Raw genomic sequence first — 19743 nt, forward strand, 5'->3', positions numbered from 1 at the left:
TGCGAAAAAGTGCATTATTAAAAAGAATAAGTTTTGTTGATCGTGATTAGTTTCAAAATCAAAATGAGTTTCTCGTCACAAAATATTTACGTTGAATACTCATAACTTTAAATAAATTTTTACCTTTACGTTTACGTAAGGGGTAGGTATTGGTTATTGTGTTTAAAAAGCAACTCAGTTGAAGGTATGTCTAATGAACTTTGAATTAACCGATGACCAATTAGCCTTTGAAGAAACCGCCCGCCAATTTGCACAACAAGAATTGGCACCCAATGCTGCGATGTGGGATAGAGAGCACCATTTCCCCGTAGAGGCAATTAAGAAAGCCGGTGAGTTAGGATTTTGTGGCTTGTATGCCCCTGAAAGTGCAGGTGGTCTTGGGCTGTCAAGACTCGATTCTTCAATTATCTTCGAACAGCTTTCAATGGGGTGTACTACAACTACAGCCATGTTAACTATTCACAACATGGCCACGTGGATGATAGCGACATGGGGTACCAGTGAAGTTAAGGATATGTGGTGTGAACAATTAGTCACAGGTGACAAACTTGCCTCTTATTGCTTAACAGAGCCTGGCGCTGGATCTGATGCTGCTTCACTAAAGACTAGAGCAGCTAAAACTGACGATGGATATGTACTAAATGGCTCTAAAGTGTTCATCTCTGGAGCAGGAAGTACAGATGTTCTCGTAGTCATGGCTCGTACTGGCGAGGATGGCCCTAGAGGCGTATCTGCATTTGCAGTTCCAGCTAATGCAGATGGCATTGGATACGGAAAAGCAGAAGAGAAAATGGGGTGGAATGCCCAGCCCACTCGTATGATTACTTTTGATAATGTAAAGCTCGATAATAGCTGGATGCTAGGTGAAGAAGGCCAAGGCTTTAAAATGGCCATGCAAGGGCTTGATGGCGGCCGAATTAATATTGCTACCTGTTCAGTAGGCACAGCACAGCAAGCGCTAAACGTAGCCCGTGATTATATGAATGAGCGCGAGCAGTTTGGTAAACCTATTGCAGGCTTCCAAGCTCTACAATTTAAGTTAGCTGATATGGCAACTGAGTTAGTTGCGGCTAGACAGATGGTACGTATGGCAGCGTGCAAATTGGACAACAATGACGCTGATAAAACGACTTACTGCGCTATGGCTAAACGCTTTGCAACTGACGTAGGTTTTAATGTGTGTAACGATGCGCTCCAATTACACGGTGGTTACGGTTATATTAAGGAATACCCGCTAGAGCGTCATTTTAGAGATGTTCGTGTTCATCAAATACTTGAAGGCACCAACGAAATTATGCGCGTGATTATTGGGCGCCGCCTACTTTCGGACGAGCGAAGCGTTCTTTAACGTGCTTGTAATTAAGTTAGTAAAAAATGCGTTTCAAGGCACAAACAATGGAGAAAGTGAATATGACAGATGTGGAGTCAGTAGTTATTGTTGATGAGTTAAAAACATCGAACGGCGACTTTACAATAGGACGTTTAACGCTTAATAAGCCAAAAGCACTGAATGCACTGGATTTAGCGATGGCAGAAATCATGCTAAAGGCACTTCAACAGTGGCAGTCGCGTAGTGATGTTGTAGCTGTAGTCATTGATGCTGCTGGTGATAAAGCGTTTTGCGCTGGTGGCGACATCGTATCTATGTATAAGTCGATGGTGGAAGCGCAGGGGCAAATTCCATCGTTCTTAGAAACGTTTTTTGAAACCGAATATACCTTAGATTACACCATTCACAACTACAGCAAACCCATTGTAGTGTGGGGAAGCGGCATTGTGATGGGCGGCGGTATGGGGCTGCTATGTGGTGCTAGCCATCGCGTTGCAACTGAAACGTCGCGATTAGCTATGCCTGAAATTACTATCGGATTATACCCTGATGTAGGTGGGAGTTATTTCCTTCCCCGTCTACCGGGAAAATCAGGATTGTTCTTAGGCTTAACAGGCGGGCAGATGAATGCTTCCGACGCCCGTTTTGTGGGTCTAGCGGATGCGTTAGTAGCAAGCTCAGAAAAAGAGGCTTTGATACAAAAGCTTTCGAACTATTCTTGGGATGAAATAGAAAGTAAACGTCTAAATGAGTCTGTAACCTCTATCCTTGAATCTTTAAAGGCTCCGGATTCTGTGCCTAGCAGCAATGTAGAGCCTAACATGGCACTTATTGATGACTTGTGTGCAGCTGACAATGTCACTGACGTAGTTAATGCAATTCTTAGCGCCGATGTGAGCCAAGATAAATGGTTGTCTCGAGCACAGAGCACATTGGCGAAAGGCTCTCCGATAACTATGCATTTAGTTTATGAACAGTGTAAAAGAGGGGCAGCTATGACTCTCGCTGATTGCTTTAGAATGGAAGCTAATATGTCATGTCGCTGCGGTGAAAGTGGTGAGTTTCAGGAGGGCGTTAGAGCTCTGTTGATTGACAAAGATATGTCGCCCAAATGGAAATTTGAGAGCGTAGAAGATGTTCCTCACGATGTGGTAGAGCATTTCTTTACCTCTCCATGGCCCGAAGATAAGCACCCCTTATCAGGGTTATAAAATACTTTTTTAATTGAATGTAGCAAAGGTATTTGTAACAAATAGGCATAAATTTAGTCAGCGTGCCCAGCGTAATCATCCTTGATAACGTTGGGCTTAATTTCCTTTGTACCTTTCTACCTTTGCACCTTTCTACCTTTGTACCTTTACTACCGTTATTTTGCGCTGTTATTGCCGTAAAGGTGTCGGTTTTGATATCCTTTACTGCAAATCCACAATAATAAAGATCCTGTCATGTGGCACTGCCCACTTTGTAAGTCACCTATTTTATTAAATTCAACGCCAATCCGCTGTGAAAATAATCATAGCTTCGATAAAGCAAAATCTGGCTATGTTAACTTATTACCGGTTCAGTTTAAGAAGTCGAAACTTCCGGGTGACGATAAGGACATGGTGAAAGCCCGAAGAGAGTTTCATCAATTAAACACCTACCAACCGCTGAAAGACAGGTTAATCGAGCTGGTAGGGGGCTTAATTGCTGAGTCGTGCAAAGAAAAAGGATTGGCAGAGTACGCATCTAAACAAAGTATCTCTATTTACGACGCTGGTTGCGGCGAAGGAAGTTATTTAGATGCAATGGTTCAGGGTCTTTCGCTTAAAGATTTCTCTATTGAGGCTGCGGGCAGTGATATATCTAAAATAGCCGTTGAGTTAGCCGCTAAGGCTTATAAACATGCTCAGTTTGTTGTAGCAAGCAGCTTTGAACTACCCCTTGAAAAGTCTACTCAAAATTTAGTGATACAGGTCTTTGCGCCTGGAAGCAACGACGAGTATGAAAGGGTATTGAAAAGTGAAGGGCTACTTTTAACTGTAGACCCTGCGCCTAACCATCTGTTTGAGCTTAAACAGCAAGTCTACGATACACCTAGAAAACATCAAATTGATAATGGGCCTAGAAGCGGATTCACTCGCATCCATGACGAGTGTTTTTCATTTCCCATCAATTTTGAAAGTGAAGATCACAAGATAGCGCTTATAAAGATGACGCCTTTTTATTGGAAGTTACCACACGGTAAAATTGAGTCTATTGTAGCGTCGTTAGAAAAAGTAACCGCAGACTTTCATATCCAAATTTGGAAAAAAGGCGCGGCTGTTAGTGATGAGAAAGTAGATGTCCAGTCATAAACAAAAAGCGCTGTTTTTAGACCGAGACGGTGTTATTAACGTTGACCACGGTTACGTAGGTAAATATGAAAATTTTGAATTTGTAAAAGGTATCTTCGACGTTGTGCGCAAGTTTCAAAATGAGGGTTACCTACCTGTAATTGTCACAAATCAAAGTGGAATAGCGCGAGGCTATTACACTGAAAAAGATTTTCATAGGTTAATGGAGCGGGTACAAAAAGATTTCGCTTCTCACGATGTAAAACATATCCCTGTTTATTATTGCCCTCACCACACCCAAGGTAGCGTAAAAAAGTTTGCTATCGAGTGCCAGTGCAGAAAACCATTGCCAGGCATGCTGCTCCAAGCTGCTAAAGAACTTGATGTCGACTTAGTGAACAGCATACTCATTGGCGATAGCTGGCGAGATATAGAGGCTGCTAATGCTGCGGGTCTAACGGAAAGCTTCTATTTGTCACATAAACTTATAACTGATGAGCAGTTGAGTAAGCTTTGTTCTTCTCACCGTGTATCTCGCGTTGCTAGCTTGTCTGAAATAACAAAGTAGTTATGCGTAACCCCTTAAGTCTTTATTACTAATAGAAAAAAGTAAAATGGGTTGCAGCGACAGATTGGCCTATCGCTGCGACAAAGAAGCGCTAGTTTTGACTAGTTTTGTGTAGAAAAGCGGGATAAATGCTTTATAGCCTGACTGAGTAAATCGATATTTAAGGCATCTTTACTGCGTTTGCCGGAAGATAAATCACTGATTTCATAGCTACCGTTACTTAGAACGTCTGTCCGTTTATTTCCATGAAATACTACGATTCGCTCGCCTGATGTACTTACTAACCAAGGGCGCGATGGTGCCAATAAGTTTTGCCCAGTTGAATAGAAAGTTGACGGTGCGTTACAACCCAAGGCATTTAATATAGTTGGAGCCAAATCTTCAGTGCTCGCTAATTTACCTTTGATATCTAGCGTGCTGTAAAGCGTAGCCTTACCGTTTTCGCTGCCAAAGCCTGTCGCTATTAGTACGTCATGTTTTCTATCAATCGTATTTTCAACGTAGCCTTTGATATCCGAACCTTTCATAAACGTAATGTGCAGCCCTTCGTGATTATTGCTTAAAGGCTGTACGTAGCCAGACAATTGAGGAAGGGGGAGTGCGACATCGCTATGTATCGATACCGGCATACCCGAACCTAGAGGCAAGGCCAATAGTACAGGCCGCTTTTGAGACAAGGCATCCTGATAAATTTCCGGTACACCAAATAAGGTTGCCGTCATAAGACCTTCAACACTGCTGGCCGTTGAATAATAATTGGCAACGGTATTTAACGACACACCTTCAATACCATTTAAGTCAACAGCGTTATCATTATCTACTTGAACGACTACGGTAAGATTTCTATTGGTTTCAATAGAACAATAAACTGGTTCAGCAGGATAAGTGATATTGTGAATGTCAGGGTTAAATTGCAGCCGCTTTCGCTCTTCATAGGCCGCTAAGTCAAGCAAACCGTAGCGCGACATGGTGGTTTTAGCTGTCGCAGGGTAGGAAAGCGGAAACATGTTGTCTTGGGCAATAATAGGTTGATAAAGCTTGGCATCAGCCCACACATGAATAGCGTGGCTGGTTACAAAACAGCTCACGAAAAATGTTGTAACAGGTATGCCCACTTTATAGCGCGTGAAGCGCTCAACACGCTTCCATATCGCATTAGCTAAAACTAGCTGAAAACCAAGCCAAACAATGAACAGAAGGAACAAAAAGGCCCACTGCTGCCAACTCTCTATAGCCATTGTAGATTGTGCTTCGCTGCGCAGTAAGTCTGCAGCATGAAAGCTAATATGAAACCCTGTGCGGTTGAACAATAAAGCATCAAACGCTAAAAGTGCTAAGCCCACCGCAGCAATAATGGATGCGCTAGCTTTTATCACTCTCGGGTTATTAACCAAATAACAAAGTGGGAGAACAAAAATGACAAAGCCAAAAAAGGTCATAAACCCAATATGGCCAAACCAATTGGCTAAAAGGTACACGGTGCCGACACCTGTGCCTGGCATAGGTGATGAGAAAACAAAAATCGAGGCAATAACAATGGCGATGATAATATTCGCCAGGGCAAACCAGTGCCCCCAATTTACCAGTTTAGTAACGCGCTGGCGACGAGGTGATTCGGCAAGTATCATGCAATCCCTTAGCTTTTTGTTACGCTTTTCTTAAGTACATCGGCAAACTGTGCTGCCATGGCTTCGCGATTTTCAGGAGCAACCTGAGTATTTAAAATATGTGTAATGACGTTGCCTAACACCATAAGTGAAAGATCGCGGTTTGCACCGCCTTCTTCTAGGGTTAGAATAACGTTATTCATTAGCGTTTCGAATTCGTCGTTGCTATAGCGGCTCTGTTGGGGCATTGCTACGCCTCTTTTTTATGATTATCTTTGATAAAAAGAATGGTTTTAAACGTAAAATGATTATAATCGTTGTTTGAGTGAGTACAATCATTCATTCTAAAATCCCGCAATTCTTTGAATATTTCTGACACTTTTTAAGCAACAGGACACCAGATACTCTATGAGTGCACTGATTCATCACTTTGTTGTACATCGCTTGATTGTAAACAAAGAAGAGAAAATTGAAGCAATTCCCCGTGATAACTGCTTGGCAGTAACGCCGGAAATTGAGCTTTTAGCCCATCAAATAAACCATAGCTTCAATGCTAAACCCGGAAAAGGCGTGGGGCATTTTGTCACTGAGGTTACCCGCGAAGCAAAAGTGGAAAACGAAGAAGGCGAAGCAACCACACAAAAAAGCACCGAGAATGTGGCTGAGTTCGCTGAAGGTCTTAGACAGTACATGGATATTCAAAAAGCAGCGGGCGACAACGTAGAAGACGCGTTTCACGGGTTTTCTGTATCGGCGACAAACCGCTTAGTACGTACTTTAGCTGATACAGGTACGGTAGAAACTGGCTTTCTTATATTCTGCCAGTATGAATACCTAGCCACACAGTATTTAATGATAGCGCTACTGAATACTCGTTCACATGTTGAGGTGACTAATTCATTAGACCTGTCTGCCCGTGAACATTTAGATTTAGCTAAAATGCAGCTGGCCGTGCGTTTTGATTTAACACAGTGGGATATTCAGCCAGAGCAGCAGCGTTACGTTAGCTTCATAAAAGGTAGAATGGGTCGCAAGGTATCCGATTTCTTCATGCAGTTTGTGGGCTGTGAAGAGTTAGTTGATGTTAAGCAACAGAATAAGCAGTTAATTTCTACGGTGGATGCGTACCTAGCTAGTGAGTCTTTAGATCCGCAAGAGCAGCATCAACACAGAGAAGAAGTTAAGTCGTACTTCAAAGAAAAGATTGATGCCGGTGAAAGTCTGTCGGTGGATGAACTGGCAAATCGACTTCCTCAAAACGAAGAGACTAGCAGTAACTTTTCTGCCTTTACTCAGTCTATGGAAGCTCCGCTTGAAAAAGAGATTCAGCCCGACCCAGCAGCGTTGAAACAGCTTGCGAAGTTTACCGGGCAGGGTGGCGGCATATCGCTAAGTTTTGAACGTAAGCTAATGGGCGACAGGGTGTTTTACGACCCGGCTACGGACACACTAACTATTCGTGGAATTCCACCAAATTTAAAAGATCAGCTTAATCGCCAATCTTCAATGGACTAGTCGCTGCGAAGCGAAGCTAAAAAACGTATACTAGTTAACAGAATATCAACTCGATTCAAGGGTGTTATGCAATTATTTGTAAATGATTTGACAGTGATGGACTTCTCTTACCTTTGCCCGAAGCGCGGCATGGTGGGTGAAAGCTGGATTGTCGATGTGATTTTGGACGGTGAGCTTAATGAAGAGAGCATGGTCCAAGACTTCGGTCACGTGAAAAAAAACCTAAAGCGTCTTATTGACGAATATGTCGATCATAAGCTTTTAGTACCCGCGGAATATAGCGGTTCAGAAGTTATTCACGATGACGTTACTGAACAGGTAGAGACCCGTTTTACCTGCACTGATGGGCGTAGCATCATGCTACATTGCCCGGCTGAAGCGTATGCGTTTGTTTATTCAGATGAAATAAACATGGAGTCTGTTGGGGTTTACCTAAAGGAAGTGTTGGCAACACACCTACCTGAAAACGTTGAAAACATAACGCTGCATCTACGTGAAGAAATTATCAACTCACCGTTCTATCACTACACTCATGGACTTAAGAAGCACGATGGTAACTGTCAGCGCATAGCTCACGGGCACCGTTCTCGCATTGATATTATACTTGACGGTAAAGTGAGCACGGAAAGTCAGCAATATTGGGCAGACCGTTGGGCGGACATTTATATTGCAACCCGTGAAGATGAAATAGCCTATAGCGACAGAAAGCTTAAAGGTGAAGTATCAAATGCTGAAGACTACTACTGTTTTGCTTATGAATCATCACAGGGCTATTTTGAACTACTTATTCCTAAATCAGACTGTGAAGTCATCGAGACCGATTCGACGGTTGAGTGTTTAGCGCAGTACCTTCTTGATGAACAAAAGAAGCGCACACCTGACGGCGTTTGCCAAGTAATTGCCTATGAGGGCGTGGGTAAAGGCGCTACGGTTAAAGGTTAGCGTTAGCATAAAGCAGCAAAGGATAGGGCATAATATGGCTTCCACACATACTAAAGACGCGTTAACTAACCCCATAATCAGCGTGATAAAAAAAGCGTTGGGTAATAGGGTACCAAGTGCATTAACGTGTATTTTTGCAATGGGTGTAATTATCTCAAGCCCTATCACAAGCCCTGTTGCGACTGCGGCAACTGCAACGAATGAAGGCATTGAAATATCGTCTGACTCAGTCGAAGGGCAAGACCAGATTGAGGTTTCGCTAAATGGAAAATTTACCCAAGGTGCCTTGTTACGTGGTCAGGCACCACTAGGGGCCACGGTCACGCTTAATAGCGAGCCTGTTCAGACAAACAAGGACGGTAAGTTTGTAGTGGGCTTTGAAAGAGAGGCCCCCCTTCACCAACGTTTAGTGGTAACGCTAGAAAATGGTAAAACGTGGAAGCGCGACATTACCCTTGAAAAGCGCGAATACAATATTCAGCGCATTGATGGTTTAGAGCAGAAAATGGTTACGCCGCCTGCTGAGGTAACTGCACGGATAAAACGAGATAACGTCAACGTTGCCAATGCGCGCAGCGGAAATAGCGATTTAGACGCTTTGTTCACCCGTTTTGAGTGGCCAGCTAAAGGTAGAATATCGGGCGTATACGGCAGCCAACGCATATTAAATGGTGTGCCAAAATGGCCCCATTACGGCGTTGATATCGCTAACAAAACAGGCACTCCTGTATATGCGCCCGTAGACGGTGTGGTTACCATGGCAGATGATCTCTATTATTCAGGTAACACATTGATCCTAGACCACGGTATGCGTGTTTTTTCAACGTTTTTACATATGGATAGTTTTACAGTTGAGGTGGGTGATACCGTTAAGCAAGGTGAACAAATCGGTACGATTGGCTCAACTGGGCGCTCCACCGGCCCGCACTTGGACTGGCGTATTAACTTAGGGAAAACTCGACTAGATCCGCAGACAATAATCTCTGGTTCTCCCGAACAATAAAAGCAAATAAATTTTAGTGGTTAAAGCAACATAGGAAAGGCGCTTTCAAGTAGAACCCGAAGGCGCCTTTCTAGTATTTTTTTAGTGATCTTTTAAGTAATTATGCGTTGCCTTATTTACCTAATCACTTATTGGATTTACCTAACCACTGATTAAGTTTCTCTTCATCGGTAATTTCAAAGTACGCCATTTCCTGTCTAGCCCGAGTGACTTCAAGAGGCAGGGTTAAAAGTCGCCCATCACGGATAAGCGTTATGTCTACCGTCGATGTCTGCGCGTTATCCAATAAGCGTTGTAGCTTTTGAGCATTAACAATATGGCCGTCTAGAGCAATTATCACATCGTTAAGAAGAATACCTGCCTTCATCGCGGCAAGACCTTCAAATGCCTGAACTACCGAAAGTCCAAACGTTGCGGCTTTTAACGTGGCGCCAAGCTGGTTTTTGATTGAAGGCTGCTGCGAAGAACCGCCTTTATCTTCGGCTGACACACGTGTACGTGTTTTGAAACTAACGCCCATACCAGAAACCAGTGACGCCAATTCTACATCGTCTGTGCTATAAACAACTCGGTCTAAATAGTCTGAAACATCAATGCCAAAATGGGTATCGCACAGCGACTGGATCACGTTATCGGGTGTGCCACACTCGTCAATACCATAGTGCTTCCACAGCAGTTGCATTACGTTGTCTAAGGTTACTTGGTTGTTTGATCTTTCGCGAAGCAGCAAATCTAGACCAAGGGCAATAATGCCGCCCTTAGTGTAATAACTGACGATGTTGTTGGTAGCGCTCGCATCCTGCTTGTAAAACTTTGTCCAAGCGTCAAAGCTACTTTCAGCTGCACTTTGTTTAAAACGCCCAGCGTTTTGTAACAGTCGACTGATATTTTGAGCCACAATATCTAGGTATTTTTCAGGCTCAATAACACCAGCTCTTGCTAGGGTTACGTCATCGTAAAAGCTTGTAAAGCCTTCATAAATCCAAAGCTGATTGGTGTAGGTTTCCTGAGATAAATCAGGTTTAACCATCACCTCGGGTTTTATGCGCTTCACATGCCATGTATGAAAGAATTCATGACTACACAAGCTTAAGAAGGTTATATAGCTGTCGGTTTTGTTTTCACCTTCACCTATCTGTGGCAAATCAAAACGCGGATAAAGAAGGGCGGTTGAGTGCTTATGCTCTAAACCACCAAAGCCGTTATCGGCAAGCAAAGTCATAAACAGATAATTATTTATGGGTTGTGGAGCACCAAACAAATCCAAGTGATGCTTGCAAATAGGTGTGAGGTCTCTAGCTATGCGCGGGTAATCGATATTGTTGTTTCCAGAGAAAAGCAACGTAAAAGTAATACCGTCTACGTCGAAGCTGTGGGTGTCTGCAATACCAACGTAAATAGGGTGATCGATGAGTTCATCGTAATTCTTTTCGGCATAATGCCAGCGCTTCGAACTCGCACTTTCGCTGCGAATTGGCATAGAGGTGTAAGCCTTCCAATTTGCGGTAGATGGGTCACTATCATCGAGTTCAATGTCTAGTTCGCAGGCTAATTGCTCAAAACCGGAAACGCGTAAAAACGCACTCGTACCATTTATAAATGCGTACTGATCGTTCATGAAGGCAGAGCGAATTGACAAGTCATTGGCATATACAATGTAGTTTACTGTGCATGGCTTCCCATCAGTTTCAACACGCCACGATTGTTTATCGAGCTTAGTTACGGGAATACGATTGGTCATTTCGCCGCTAGCATTCTCTATGTGGCTGGCACTTGACGTAGCACTTAACCTAACTATGCTTTTCGCAAAGTCGCGAACCATGTAGCTTCCTGGGATCCAGCTTGGAAGAGTAAGTGTTAGCGATGAATCGTTATGTTCAGGAATGTGTAGCGCAACAGTAAATTGGTGTGCACGCCAATTTGAAATAGTTAACGTATAGTGAAGAGCAGAAGGCATAGACGTCCAATAGGGTAAAAAAACGATACCTTAACTATATCAACCTATTAGGTTAATCCCAATAGATTGGAAACCACCCTATAGATTTTTACGTTTATAGAAATCGGTTTTCCATCATAGTGTTGATAAGTTTTGAATTGATGCGTAAATTGGACGAACTTACATTAACTCCAGCAATAACAAATACAAATGGCTGACAAAATACAAAGCGACTTACTGAGCGAAGATAATTTGGAATCGTTGCGAACGCTAGTACCTGGCGATATCGTCGACTTACAAATTGCGATGCCTGCTGCCCCTAAGCGTGTAAGAACGGACTATATTGGCATGCTTACAGATGAGTGCTTGCTTTTTCATATCCCCACCTCGGCAAAGTGGATAACCGTTCGCGATGCACTCACTGTAGGTAACGAGGTTGTCGTTCGTTCAGTACTCGAAGGCGATACTGGCCAAGTTATTGCCTTTAAAGTAAAAGTGTTAAAGTTGCTCGCTAAGCCTTCAGGTTTACTTATAACAACATTTCCTAAACGCATCGAAAGTATAGGGCTTCGCGCCGTAAAGCGCGCGCAATTGGGTGTATCTGTAACATTGGAGTCTGAAGTGTATCCAGACGATGAAAATGTGACAGGTATAATCATTGATTTAAGTGAGAAAGGATGCAAAGTTGCACTTCAGGTTAAGCCAAATTGGCCTGTAATGCTTGATGAAGCCGAAGTTCGGCTAAACTATTCGTTAGACGGTAAAGAAGTAGCTCTTACAGCAAGGGTTAAAAACCATAAGCATGAAAGCGATATGGTTTATTATGGGCTCGCCTTTACCTGTGATGAAAAACTGATAAAAACGCTGTTGTCCCGACATACATTGTTAACCTAATTGTTTGTTAAAGATGTTTTTGGGGCGGTTTAGATAATTATTTAAAACAGGCAAAGGGGCAGGTATGAGAAGCATTGAGCGGCTTTTAATGCAGTATGGCGAAAGTCATCAAAACAAAACGAACGTTATCATTCACGCTATCGCCGTACCAAGTATTTACTTCGTTTCTATTGGCTTGCTGTGGAGCTTGCCGGTACCGGATTTTATCTCCCAGTTTGATATAACCTGGGCACACATTATTGCAGTACCCGTGCTTTATTATTACTTCATGTTGTCTGGGCCAATAGGTGCAGCAATGACACTGCTCACCATATTATGCTTTGGCGCCGTTAATACGTTAGAGCACTTTAATATCTCAGTATGGTTATTCTCCTTAGTCTTGTTTGTCGTCATGTGGGTATTGCAGTTTATTGGGCACCATATAGAAGGCAAAAAACCATCGTTCTTCGAAGATCTACGTTTTCTGTTAGTTGGCCCCGCCTGGTGGTGGGTTCACTGGCTTAAGAGAATGAATATAAGCTACTAATATAAGCGATGTTCTCTTGAAAAATGCTTAATTTCAAACATTTGCCCTGCGACCAGAAGCATAAGGTGTACGACCAAGCTGCTTGGGTCCCAGCAGCGCTGGCGTATAATCTTCATATTAGTTTTTAACTTGGTAATATTGTGAGTCGCTTTCAGCGTGTAATAGAAAGTAATGAGCGTTTATTTTGGACGTTGCACAGCGCAGGCTGGGCAGGGTTTGCGATAATTTATTACATCGGTTCGTTTCTTCATGATGTAAGGCCCATTTGGGTTTTCATAATCATGCTTAATGCCTATGCAGGGTGGTTGTTAACTATTCCACTGCGCTACGTTTATCGTTGGGCAAGGAAACAATCGCCGCTAAACATGATCATAATAGTGATAGTGTCGTGTTATCTAATAGCGTTATTGTGGGCAGTAGTGAAAAACATTAACTACTGGGAAATATATAAACACGGGTATCGCCCAGACGAATGGTATATGTATTTCACCAACACCATTAACTCATTGATAATGGTCGGCTGCTGGAGTGGTGTGTACTTCGGCATCAAAAACTTTCAGATGCTGCAAAAAGAAAAGCAAAATGCGCTTAAAGCCAGCACCATGGCCCACCAGGCTCACATCAAAATGCTTCGCTATCAGCTTAACCCGCATTTTCTTTTTAATACGCTGAATGCTATCTCTACCCTTATCCTTTTGAAAGAAAATGATACGGCGGAGGCTATGGTCTCGCGCTTAAGTGATTTCTTGCGCTACTCGCTAGATAATGACCCGATAAAACGCGTCCCGTTAGGTCAAGAGATAAAGGCGTTAAGACTTTATCTTGAAATAGAAAAAGTGCGTTTTGATGATAGGTTGGATGTACAGTGGGATATTGATGAAGGCTGCGAAAGTGCGCTTGTACCTAGTATGATCTTGCAGCCAATTATTGAAAATTCAATAAAGCATGCCATATCTAAGATGGAAAATGGTGGTCGTATTTCCATAACGGCACGTACGTTTGGTAATGATTTATTGATGGACGTGGCTGATAACGGCCCAGGTGCAGATATCAAAGATGGAAACCTTAGCCGTGAAAATGGTGTGGGCTTAGCCAATATAAAAGAGCGTTTGCAATCCCTTTATCATCGTAATTTTGCATTCTCTATAGAACACAATCAGCCTTCCGGTGTGCGGGTTAGAATTCGCATACCGTATGAAGTTAAGGACGTATAACATGACAAAGCAAGTGATTAAAACCATTGTAGTGGACGACGAACCTTTAGCGCGCAGAGGCCTTCGTGCTAGGTTGGAACGTCATGATGATGTACAGGTTCTTGCAGAATGTCAGAACGGTCTTGAAGCTGTGAGCAGTATTTCTCAGCATCGTCCAGACTTAGTGTTTTTAGACATTCAAATGCCGGGTTTAAATGGCTTTCAAGTTATTCACAAACTTCGTGAATTAAAGCAGCCAATTCCAATGATTGTTTTCGTAACTGCCTACGACAACTATGCGATCAAAGCTTTTGACATACACGCGCTAGACTATCTGTTAAAGCCTGCGGACGATGAGCGTCTTGGCGCCGCGTTAGATAAGGTTCGTGAATACTTCTCAACACAACATCAAGATGAGCAGTCTCAAAAGTTGGTGAGCCTAGTGGCTGAACTAACCGGTGATGATTGCGAGGAAATTCTACGTAAATTAGCTAGCGGAGAGCCGGTTGAGACGAACCCTTACCCTGATGTTTTAGCAATTAAGGATGGTTCAGAAGTAACCCGTGTAAATGTACAAGACATTCAATGGATTGATGCGGCAGGGGATTATATGTGCGTACACGCACTTGATGGCATGCACATAATGCGTAAAACCATGAAAGAGCTTGAGCAAGAACTAAACCCGCAATTTTTCGTTCGCGTGCACCGTTCCGCCATAGCTAATATTCGTTTTGTTAAAAAGCTAGTCAGTCACATCAGTGGCGAGTACCACTTAATACTCCAAAACGATACGGAGCTTAAGGTAAGCCGCAGTCATCGTGATAAAGTCAAAGCGGCTATGAAAATGTAACTTAGCTCAAGTAGTAAAATGTTTAAGGCGTTGTTTAGAAATAGACAACGCCTTTTTTGTTTGTGGTTTTCAGGAACTAACTATGCGGATTGGTATAAGCTTCTTGTTTTCTAATTATAGCCTCTAACCGTCAATTCAGTTGCTGCTGTATCGCTCATTCATAAGCGTACGCATAGCGTCAACACGGGCCTGGTTTAGAGGTTTGGTATTTTCCCACGTTTTATTAAGGGGCACAGTAACAGGGCGTTGATTTACTTCACCCACCATAATGTTAGTAATGTAACTGCCGACTAGACTTATTGCGAATTCTCCAAGCGTCGTTGCAAGCAACCTGTCTTGGGCAACAGGCGAGCCACCACGCTGAACATGGCCTAAGGTTACCGGCCTGACGTCACTGATATCATGGCTCTGTAATGCCTCAGTAAGGCCAGCTAAGCCATTTGGCCATACGTTTTCAGCAACGACGACGATGAAACTAACTGGCCCTTTTAACGCGCGCTGGGCTTTTATTTGGGCAACAAGTTTCTCTATTTCTTTTTCAGCAGATTCAAAAAATTCCGGTACAACCACGTAGTCGGCTGCAGAAGAGAGTGCAGCATTCAATGCTAAAAAGCCCGCGTTCCTGCCCATGACTTCTATAAGAAATATACGCTCAAATGCATCTGCAGTATCTCGAACTTTATCGATAGAGCTCATCGCAGTGTCTATAGCGGTAAAATAGCCGATGGTTGCTTCTGTGCCGTTAATGTCGTTATCTATCGTGCCGGGAATTCCTAAAATTTGGCCGTCCCATTCTTTCCCTAATTCCGCTGCACCACGAAATGACCCGTCGCCACCAATCACAATAAGCGAGTCAACTTCTGCCTTCATTAAGTTGTTAGCAGCTTTTTTAATTCCTTCTTGGCTTTTAAGCTCTTTACACCTTGCGCTGTGCAAAATGGTTCCGCCTTGTTGAATCAAGTTGTGAGTAGAGTCTAGTGAAAGGGGAATATACTCTTGTTGCAACAGTCCATTGTATCCATGCTTATAGCCAAGCAAAGTATAGTTCGCTTTCTGGCACGCAATAATTGCAGCACGTATACATGCATTCATACCTGGTGCATCGCCACCAGAGGTTAAAATTGCGACACGTTTTGACACATTAAAATCCTTCTTTTTACCAGCATAACAATTAAGGTAACGTTAAGGTATCAAGACGTAAAGTGAACATGTGTTTCGTAGAGAATTTAAATAACTGAAAGGAAGAGTGCAGAACGAGTCTTGAGCGCTTGACTATTTACGTCTGCTTTTCAATTGAATTTATAAGTAAGCGAATTTACAGCAAATAACGTAGTTAACAAAAAAGGATAAGTTATGCGTGTACTGTTAGTATTTATTTCTGTGGCGTTTCTTGCTTCATGTAGCTCCAAATTAGCCTACAACAATTTGGATTGGTGGGTTTACTGGTACATGGACGACTATATTGAGCTTAAAGATGCACAAGAAGAAAAATTTGATGACTATCTTCAAAACTGGCTTCGCTGGCACAAAACCTCTGAGCTTAAACGTTACCAGGCTCAACTCACCGATATTAAACGTCAAATTAAAGAAGGGCGCTTAGATTCAGATACTGTCTTTGAACATCTCGCAAACGCAAGAACGCATTGGGAAAGAGTGCGTGATGAAGTTAGCCCTGAATTAGCTGAAATAGCAAAAACGCTCGATGACGAGCAAGTCGTTACGCTTTTTGCCGCGCTTGAGAAAGATAACAAAGAGGAAGAAGAGGAGCGCAAAGAGTCGCTAGAAAAGTCTGAAGAAGAGCGGTTAGAAGATCGTATTGAGCGCATAGAGGAGACTATAAGTGAACGCATAGGAAAGCTAACTAGCGAACAAAAGCAAATAGTGGCCACGTACTCTACGCAATTCATTTCCACAGGGGTGGAGTGGCTTACCTATCGCAGAGCAATACAAAATGCGGCACGAAAGCTATTTGTAACTCGTAAATTTAACGATAATTTCGAGACGGAACTGGTTGACCTAATGCAAAACCCAGATCGCTATAAAAGCGATATTTATAAGCAACGTAGCGCCCATAATATGACCGTAAGTGCTACGTTGATATCCGAGCTTTTTTCTACGCTAACTGACAAGCAGCGAGAGACCCTTATCGAAAATGTAGACGACCTGATTGATACTGTAGAAAGTTTTCAAGGCTGAAAACAACACATCCATTGTATGGAAGGGTTATAAAAAGAACAGGGACCAATGATGCAATATTATTACCATTTTGTGCGCGAGACTCGACGGTTTAGCCTAATTGTATTCATCAATGCATGTTTGCTAGCTATCATGTATTGGTGGGGAAGAGCTTACTTACTCGATGAAGAGTCTGATCGCGTGGTTTTTAGTGTAGTTGTAGTGATTGAACTGATTTTACTTGGTATTTCAATCTACTTGTGGTCGATTAATAAAAAGATTGAAATCAAGGTGTCAGCCCATGAATTTTACTATTGCGATCCTTTGTTTGGGGAAAATGATTTAGCATTGCGCATCGACGACATCGATGAAATCTTACAGGTACAAAGTGCCACCAATCGTATTCAACGAAACCTTTTACGCCTCAAAAATGGATCGGTACACGAACTCATGTACCAAAATTATAATATCGACAAACAAGCGCTGTTCGATGCATTAAAACGAGCTAACCGTAATATTAAACTACCAGCTAGCATTTGGATTTACGAGCAGACTCGGCCGCAATGGGCTAAAGAAGTAAGGAAGAAAATGGGCCTTGATGAATAATTATGCGTCGAGTTGTTAAAAGCATATCATCCAAGAGCCTGCTGCTTTTCGTTTACATAGTAGATTAATCAAACATTGTAAACTTATGTGCCAAATCCTAGTTAGTCCTACAATCACTGATCATTTTCCCGGTGCGTGCATCTGATTGTTTGATCATATCGTCTATTAGTGTCGTTTCAGGCATGTTTTTCCAGTACTTCTTAGGCATTTGATTTAACATCGCACCTGTTTTGATGCGTGCAGGATTAAATATATTGGCGTAATAGGTCAGCCAGTATTTTTCAATGCGATCATCATCGGGTACAACGCTTGAATTGGGATTATCTTCTAGTACTAGGGTTTCGGTATCCCAATGAGCTGCACGATAGGGCGTTAATATAGACCACCGCATGTTCTTAAACCGGGTTTGGAAGAAGTTAAGCTTTATCTCTAAACTGAAATGCTCGGGTTCATACCATGCAACAAAATGCTCTTGCCCCTCTACGTCTATTTCTCTGAACCTTAGGAAGGCACTCATTTTATAAGCATCACGTTTTACCGCTTTCGCCATAGCGAAAAGCTGTACAACATCGTCGTCAGTTTTCATTTGAATGAGTTGCTTATTTTCATAAACGACACGCCACAACACCCGGTAACAAAGCGCAAATCGATTATCATCGTTATGGCACAGGGCGTACTTTAAAAGCATTAGTGTAGGTTTAGGAATACTAAGGTTGCTTCGCGGCTTTTTTCGCGGCATTTTGCTTTCGTAGGGCTCAGCACCACTACCGAACAGATCGTCTTGTACTGAATGAGCGCTCTGCCAAATAATATGTTCAGGGGAGATACGCTCAGCAATGCATTCTCGCGAGGCTTCCCGCCATTCATCAAAGCCAGGTACTGAGGTAATGGTAATGGTCTTCATATAAAACAACCTTTAAGACTGCGGCTGAACTTATTTTTGTTGTCAACATACTTAAGCGCTAAACAACTCAAACTGTTTAGGCTGTTTAAACTGAAGCTCGAAATTATTACTGTCGAGTAAATGGATATCAGGGAAGTAATCTCCCACGCTGATAAAGGGCTTCAACTTTTTAAGAGGTAGCCGCATTTTAGTAAGGTCAATCCAGTTGAGCTTTGTATTACGCCTTATGGATAAAATCTTTTGTACCGTTCGCGCACCAAGGCCGGGAACGCGTAGCAGCATTTGTTTATCAGCTTTGTTTAAATCAATAGGAAATAGGTGACGGTTACGTAATGCCCATGAAAGCTTCGGGTCGTAGTCCATATCTAACATGTCGTCTTGCAAGATTTCATCTAGGCCAAAACCGTAAAAGCGTAAAAGCCAATCCGCTTGATACAGGCGGTGTTCTCGTATCAATGGCGCAGGTTTTAGCGGTAAAACTTCGGAAGCATCAGGAATAGGGGAAAATGCTGAGTAATACACCCGACGAAGTTTTTGATCGCTATAGAGCTTAACGCTTGTATCTAAAATGGTTTTATCGTTTGACCCATCAGCACCTATAATCATTTGGGTAGACTGCCCTCCAGGTGCAAAACGGGGAGGGCGTTTGCCCGAATATGTTTTGTCTACTTTATGTTCAGCGATTTTTTCTTTTAACGTATTCATCGAACCGTGAATATCGCCAAGATCTTTCTCTGGTGCATATTTGTTTAGCGAAGACTGTGTAGGCATTTCCACATTAATACTAAGTCTGTCAGCATAAAGACCTGCTTCTGCTTGTAATTCTGGCGACGCATTCGGGATAGTTTTAAGGTGGATATATCCCTTAAATCCGTGATCAAGACGTAGCGACTTTGCAATACGTACCATGCTTTCCATAGTGATATCGGGCGAACCCACGATTCCAGAGCTTAAAAACAAACCCTCAATGTAATTGCGCTTATAAAAATTCAGGGTTAAATCTACCGTTTCTTTGACCGTAAAACGCGCCCGTTGAACATTGCTTGAAACCCTATTAATGCAATAATGACAATCATAAATACAGTAGTTTGTCATAAGGATCTTAAGCAGCGAAACACACCTTCCATCAGGTGTGAAGCTATGGCATATTCCCGAGCCACCAGTAAGCGAACCTATACCGGTCTTTTCGGTTTTTCCAGCTTGTCGTTTACCTGCTGAACCACTCGCACAAGACGCGTCGTACTTGGCCGCATCGGAAAGAATTTCAAGTTTTTGTATCAGTCTGTCATACATCGCAGATTTAACTTTCCTATAAGTAATTACAGTCAAACAGCCTAGTAATTCTTTTAGAAACACGACTAAACGTGTTTTGTAAACTA

At 42.6% G+C, this 19743-nt stretch carries 19 protein-coding genes; 13 read left to right on the plus strand and 6 right to left on the minus strand.

Annotation, left to right across the window (positions count from 1 at the left end; all coding sequences use genetic code 11):
• Positions 1–193: 193 nt before the first annotated feature.
• The 4 genes from ACXAER_RS00435 (at position 194) to gmhB (ending at position 4213) form a co-directional block, all read left to right on the plus strand.
• Entirely contained in the window at positions 194–1348 is a 1155-nt protein-coding gene (locus ACXAER_RS00435) for an acyl-CoA dehydrogenase family protein (RefSeq protein ID WP_474825542.1), read from the plus strand.
• Between the two features lie 62 nt (positions 1349–1410).
• Positions 1411–2541 carry an enoyl-CoA hydratase/isomerase family protein gene (locus tag ACXAER_RS00440; protein ID WP_474830473.1) on the plus strand — a complete coding sequence of 377 codons (1131 nt, stop codon included), beginning with the start codon at positions 1411–1413 and terminating at the stop codon, positions 2539–2541.
• Positions 2542–2775: 234 nt separating this feature from the next.
• On the plus strand, positions 2776–3666 hold the full coding sequence (locus ACXAER_RS00445) for a putative RNA methyltransferase (RefSeq protein ID WP_474825544.1): 891 nt from the start codon (positions 2776–2778) through the stop codon (positions 3664–3666).
• On the plus strand, positions 3653–4213 hold the full coding sequence (gene gmhB, locus ACXAER_RS00450; protein WP_474825546.1) for a D-glycero-beta-D-manno-heptose 1,7-bisphosphate 7-phosphatase: 561 nt from the start codon (positions 3653–3655) through the stop codon (positions 4211–4213). The genes ACXAER_RS00445 and gmhB overlap by 14 nt, the downstream gene beginning before the upstream one ends.
• A 101-nt stretch (positions 4214–4314) precedes the next feature.
• Here gmhB and ACXAER_RS00455 read toward each other — a convergent pair whose 3' ends face one another.
• Together ACXAER_RS00455 and ACXAER_RS00460 are read right to left on the minus strand one after the other, a co-directional pair.
• Positions 4315–5841 (minus strand): DUF3413 domain-containing protein, encoded by a 1527-nt coding sequence (locus ACXAER_RS00455; RefSeq protein ID WP_474825548.1) that lies wholly within the window; start codon positions 5839–5841, stop codon positions 4315–4317.
• Positions 5842–5849: 8 nt separating this feature from the next.
• Positions 5850–6068: a YejL family protein gene (locus ACXAER_RS00460; RefSeq protein WP_179983423.1), complete on the minus strand. Its 219-nt coding sequence runs from the start codon at positions 6066–6068 to the stop codon at positions 5850–5852.
• 160 nt (positions 6069–6228) lie between these two features.
• On the opposite strand from ACXAER_RS00460, the gene yejK reads away from it, so the two are divergent.
• The 3 genes from yejK (at position 6229) to ACXAER_RS00475 (ending at position 9280) form a co-directional block, all read left to right on the plus strand.
• Positions 6229–7335 (plus strand): nucleoid-associated protein YejK, encoded by a 1107-nt coding sequence (gene yejK, locus ACXAER_RS00465; protein WP_474825552.1) that lies wholly within the window; start codon positions 6229–6231, stop codon positions 7333–7335.
• A gap of 66 nt (positions 7336–7401) precedes the next feature.
• Entirely contained in the window at positions 7402–8277 is an 876-nt protein-coding gene (locus ACXAER_RS00470; protein ID WP_474825555.1) for a 6-carboxytetrahydropterin synthase, read from the plus strand.
• Between the two features lie 139 nt (positions 8278–8416).
• Complete coding sequence (locus ACXAER_RS00475; protein WP_474830475.1) at positions 8417–9280, plus strand: M23 family metallopeptidase; 864 nt, start codon at positions 8417–8419, stop codon at positions 9278–9280.
• Positions 9281–9404: 124 nt separating this feature from the next.
• Here the strand turns inward: ACXAER_RS00475 and ACXAER_RS00480 are convergent, their stop codons facing one another.
• On the minus strand, positions 9405–11237 hold the full coding sequence (locus tag ACXAER_RS00480) for a M61 family metallopeptidase (RefSeq protein WP_474825559.1): 1833 nt from the start codon (positions 11235–11237) through the stop codon (positions 9405–9407).
• Between the two features lie 189 nt (positions 11238–11426).
• Between ACXAER_RS00480 and ACXAER_RS00485 the strand changes: the two genes are divergently transcribed.
• The 4 genes from ACXAER_RS00485 to ACXAER_RS00500 all read left to right on the plus strand — a co-directional run bounded on the left by ACXAER_RS00485 (position 11427) and on the right by ACXAER_RS00500 (position 14679).
• On the plus strand, positions 11427–12110 hold the full coding sequence (locus ACXAER_RS00485) for a PilZ domain-containing protein (RefSeq protein WP_474825562.1): 684 nt from the start codon (positions 11427–11429) through the stop codon (positions 12108–12110).
• A 64-nt stretch (positions 12111–12174) separates the two neighbouring features.
• Positions 12175–12636: an Mpo1 family 2-hydroxy fatty acid dioxygenase gene (locus ACXAER_RS00490; RefSeq protein WP_474825565.1), complete on the plus strand. Its 462-nt coding sequence runs from the start codon at positions 12175–12177 to the stop codon at positions 12634–12636.
• Between the two features lie 140 nt (positions 12637–12776).
• Entirely contained in the window at positions 12777–13850 is a 1074-nt protein-coding gene (locus ACXAER_RS00495; protein WP_474825569.1) for a sensor histidine kinase, read from the plus strand.
• Position 13851: 1 nt separating this feature from the next.
• Positions 13852–14679, plus strand: a complete 828-nt coding sequence (locus ACXAER_RS00500) for a LytR/AlgR family response regulator transcription factor (RefSeq protein ID WP_179983431.1) — start codon at positions 13852–13854, stop codon at positions 14677–14679.
• 135 nt (positions 14680–14814) lie between these two features.
• Here the strand turns inward: ACXAER_RS00500 and ACXAER_RS00505 are convergent, their stop codons facing one another.
• Positions 14815–15819: an ATP-dependent 6-phosphofructokinase gene (locus ACXAER_RS00505; RefSeq protein ID WP_474825573.1), complete on the minus strand. Its 1005-nt coding sequence runs from the start codon at positions 15817–15819 to the stop codon at positions 14815–14817.
• A 213-nt stretch (positions 15820–16032) separates the two neighbouring features.
• Here ACXAER_RS00505 and ACXAER_RS00510 point away from each other — a divergent pair, with 213 nt between their 5' ends.
• Both ACXAER_RS00510 and ACXAER_RS00515 read left to right on the plus strand, forming a co-directional pair.
• Positions 16033–16875 carry a DUF6279 family lipoprotein gene (locus tag ACXAER_RS00510; protein ID WP_474825577.1) on the plus strand — a complete coding sequence of 281 codons (843 nt, stop codon included), beginning with the start codon at positions 16033–16035 and terminating at the stop codon, positions 16873–16875.
• Positions 16876–16923: 48 nt separating this feature from the next.
• Entirely contained in the window at positions 16924–17460 is a 537-nt protein-coding gene (locus ACXAER_RS00515; protein WP_474825579.1) for a hypothetical protein, read from the plus strand.
• Between the two features lie 97 nt (positions 17461–17557).
• On the opposite strand, the gene ACXAER_RS00520 is transcribed toward ACXAER_RS00515, so the two are convergent.
• Together ACXAER_RS00520 and ACXAER_RS00525 are read right to left on the minus strand one after the other, a co-directional pair.
• The gene (locus tag ACXAER_RS00520; RefSeq protein ID WP_474825583.1) at positions 17558–18364 is read right to left on the minus strand and encodes a TIGR03915 family putative DNA repair protein; all 807 of its coding nucleotides are present in this window, start codon (positions 18362–18364) and stop codon (positions 17558–17560) included.
• Between the two features lie 51 nt (positions 18365–18415).
• Positions 18416–19657, minus strand: coding sequence for a putative DNA modification/repair radical SAM protein (locus ACXAER_RS00525; RefSeq protein WP_474825586.1), 1242 nt, complete (start codon positions 19655–19657; stop codon positions 18416–18418).
• Positions 19658–19743 lie beyond the last annotated feature (86 nt).

This window comes from Alteromonas sp. AWJ4_199, from assembly GCF_056159165.1.

Coding starts and splice junctions, on each gene's coding strand:
- ACXAER_RS00435 (WP_474825542.1), top strand. CDS start 194: ATGAACTTTGAATTAACCGATGACCAATTAGCCTTTGAAGAAACCGCC.
- ACXAER_RS00440 (WP_474830473.1), top strand. CDS start 1,411: ATGACAGATGTGGAGTCAGTAGTTATTGTTGATGAGTTAAAAACATCG.
- ACXAER_RS00445 (WP_474825544.1), top strand. CDS start 2,776: ATGTGGCACTGCCCACTTTGTAAGTCACCTATTTTATTAAATTCAACG.
- gmhB (WP_474825546.1), top strand. CDS start 3,653: ATGTCCAGTCATAAACAAAAAGCGCTGTTTTTAGACCGAGACGGTGTT.
- ACXAER_RS00455 (WP_474825548.1), bottom strand. CDS start 5,841: ATGATACTTGCCGAATCACCTCGTCGCCAGCGCGTTACTAAACTGGTA.
- ACXAER_RS00460 (WP_179983423.1), bottom strand. CDS start 6,068: ATGCCCCAACAGAGCCGCTATAGCAACGACGAATTCGAAACGCTAATG.
- yejK (WP_474825552.1), top strand. CDS start 6,229: ATGAGTGCACTGATTCATCACTTTGTTGTACATCGCTTGATTGTAAAC.
- ACXAER_RS00470 (WP_474825555.1), top strand. CDS start 7,402: ATGCAATTATTTGTAAATGATTTGACAGTGATGGACTTCTCTTACCTT.
- ACXAER_RS00475 (WP_474830475.1), top strand. CDS start 8,417: ATGGGTGTAATTATCTCAAGCCCTATCACAAGCCCTGTTGCGACTGCG.
- ACXAER_RS00480 (WP_474825559.1), bottom strand. CDS start 11,237: ATGCCTTCTGCTCTTCACTATACGTTAACTATTTCAAATTGGCGTGCA.
- ACXAER_RS00485 (WP_474825562.1), top strand. CDS start 11,427: ATGGCTGACAAAATACAAAGCGACTTACTGAGCGAAGATAATTTGGAA.
- ACXAER_RS00490 (WP_474825565.1), top strand. CDS start 12,175: ATGAGAAGCATTGAGCGGCTTTTAATGCAGTATGGCGAAAGTCATCAA.
- ACXAER_RS00500 (WP_179983431.1), top strand. CDS start 13,852: ATGACAAAGCAAGTGATTAAAACCATTGTAGTGGACGACGAACCTTTA.
- ACXAER_RS00510 (WP_474825577.1), top strand. CDS start 16,033: ATGCGTGTACTGTTAGTATTTATTTCTGTGGCGTTTCTTGCTTCATGT.
- ACXAER_RS00515 (WP_474825579.1), top strand. CDS start 16,924: ATGATGCAATATTATTACCATTTTGTGCGCGAGACTCGACGGTTTAGC.
- ACXAER_RS00520 (WP_474825583.1), bottom strand. CDS start 18,364: ATGAAGACCATTACCATTACCTCAGTACCTGGCTTTGATGAATGGCGG.
- ACXAER_RS00525 (WP_474825586.1), bottom strand. CDS start 19,657: ATGTATGACAGACTGATACAAAAACTTGAAATTCTTTCCGATGCGGCC.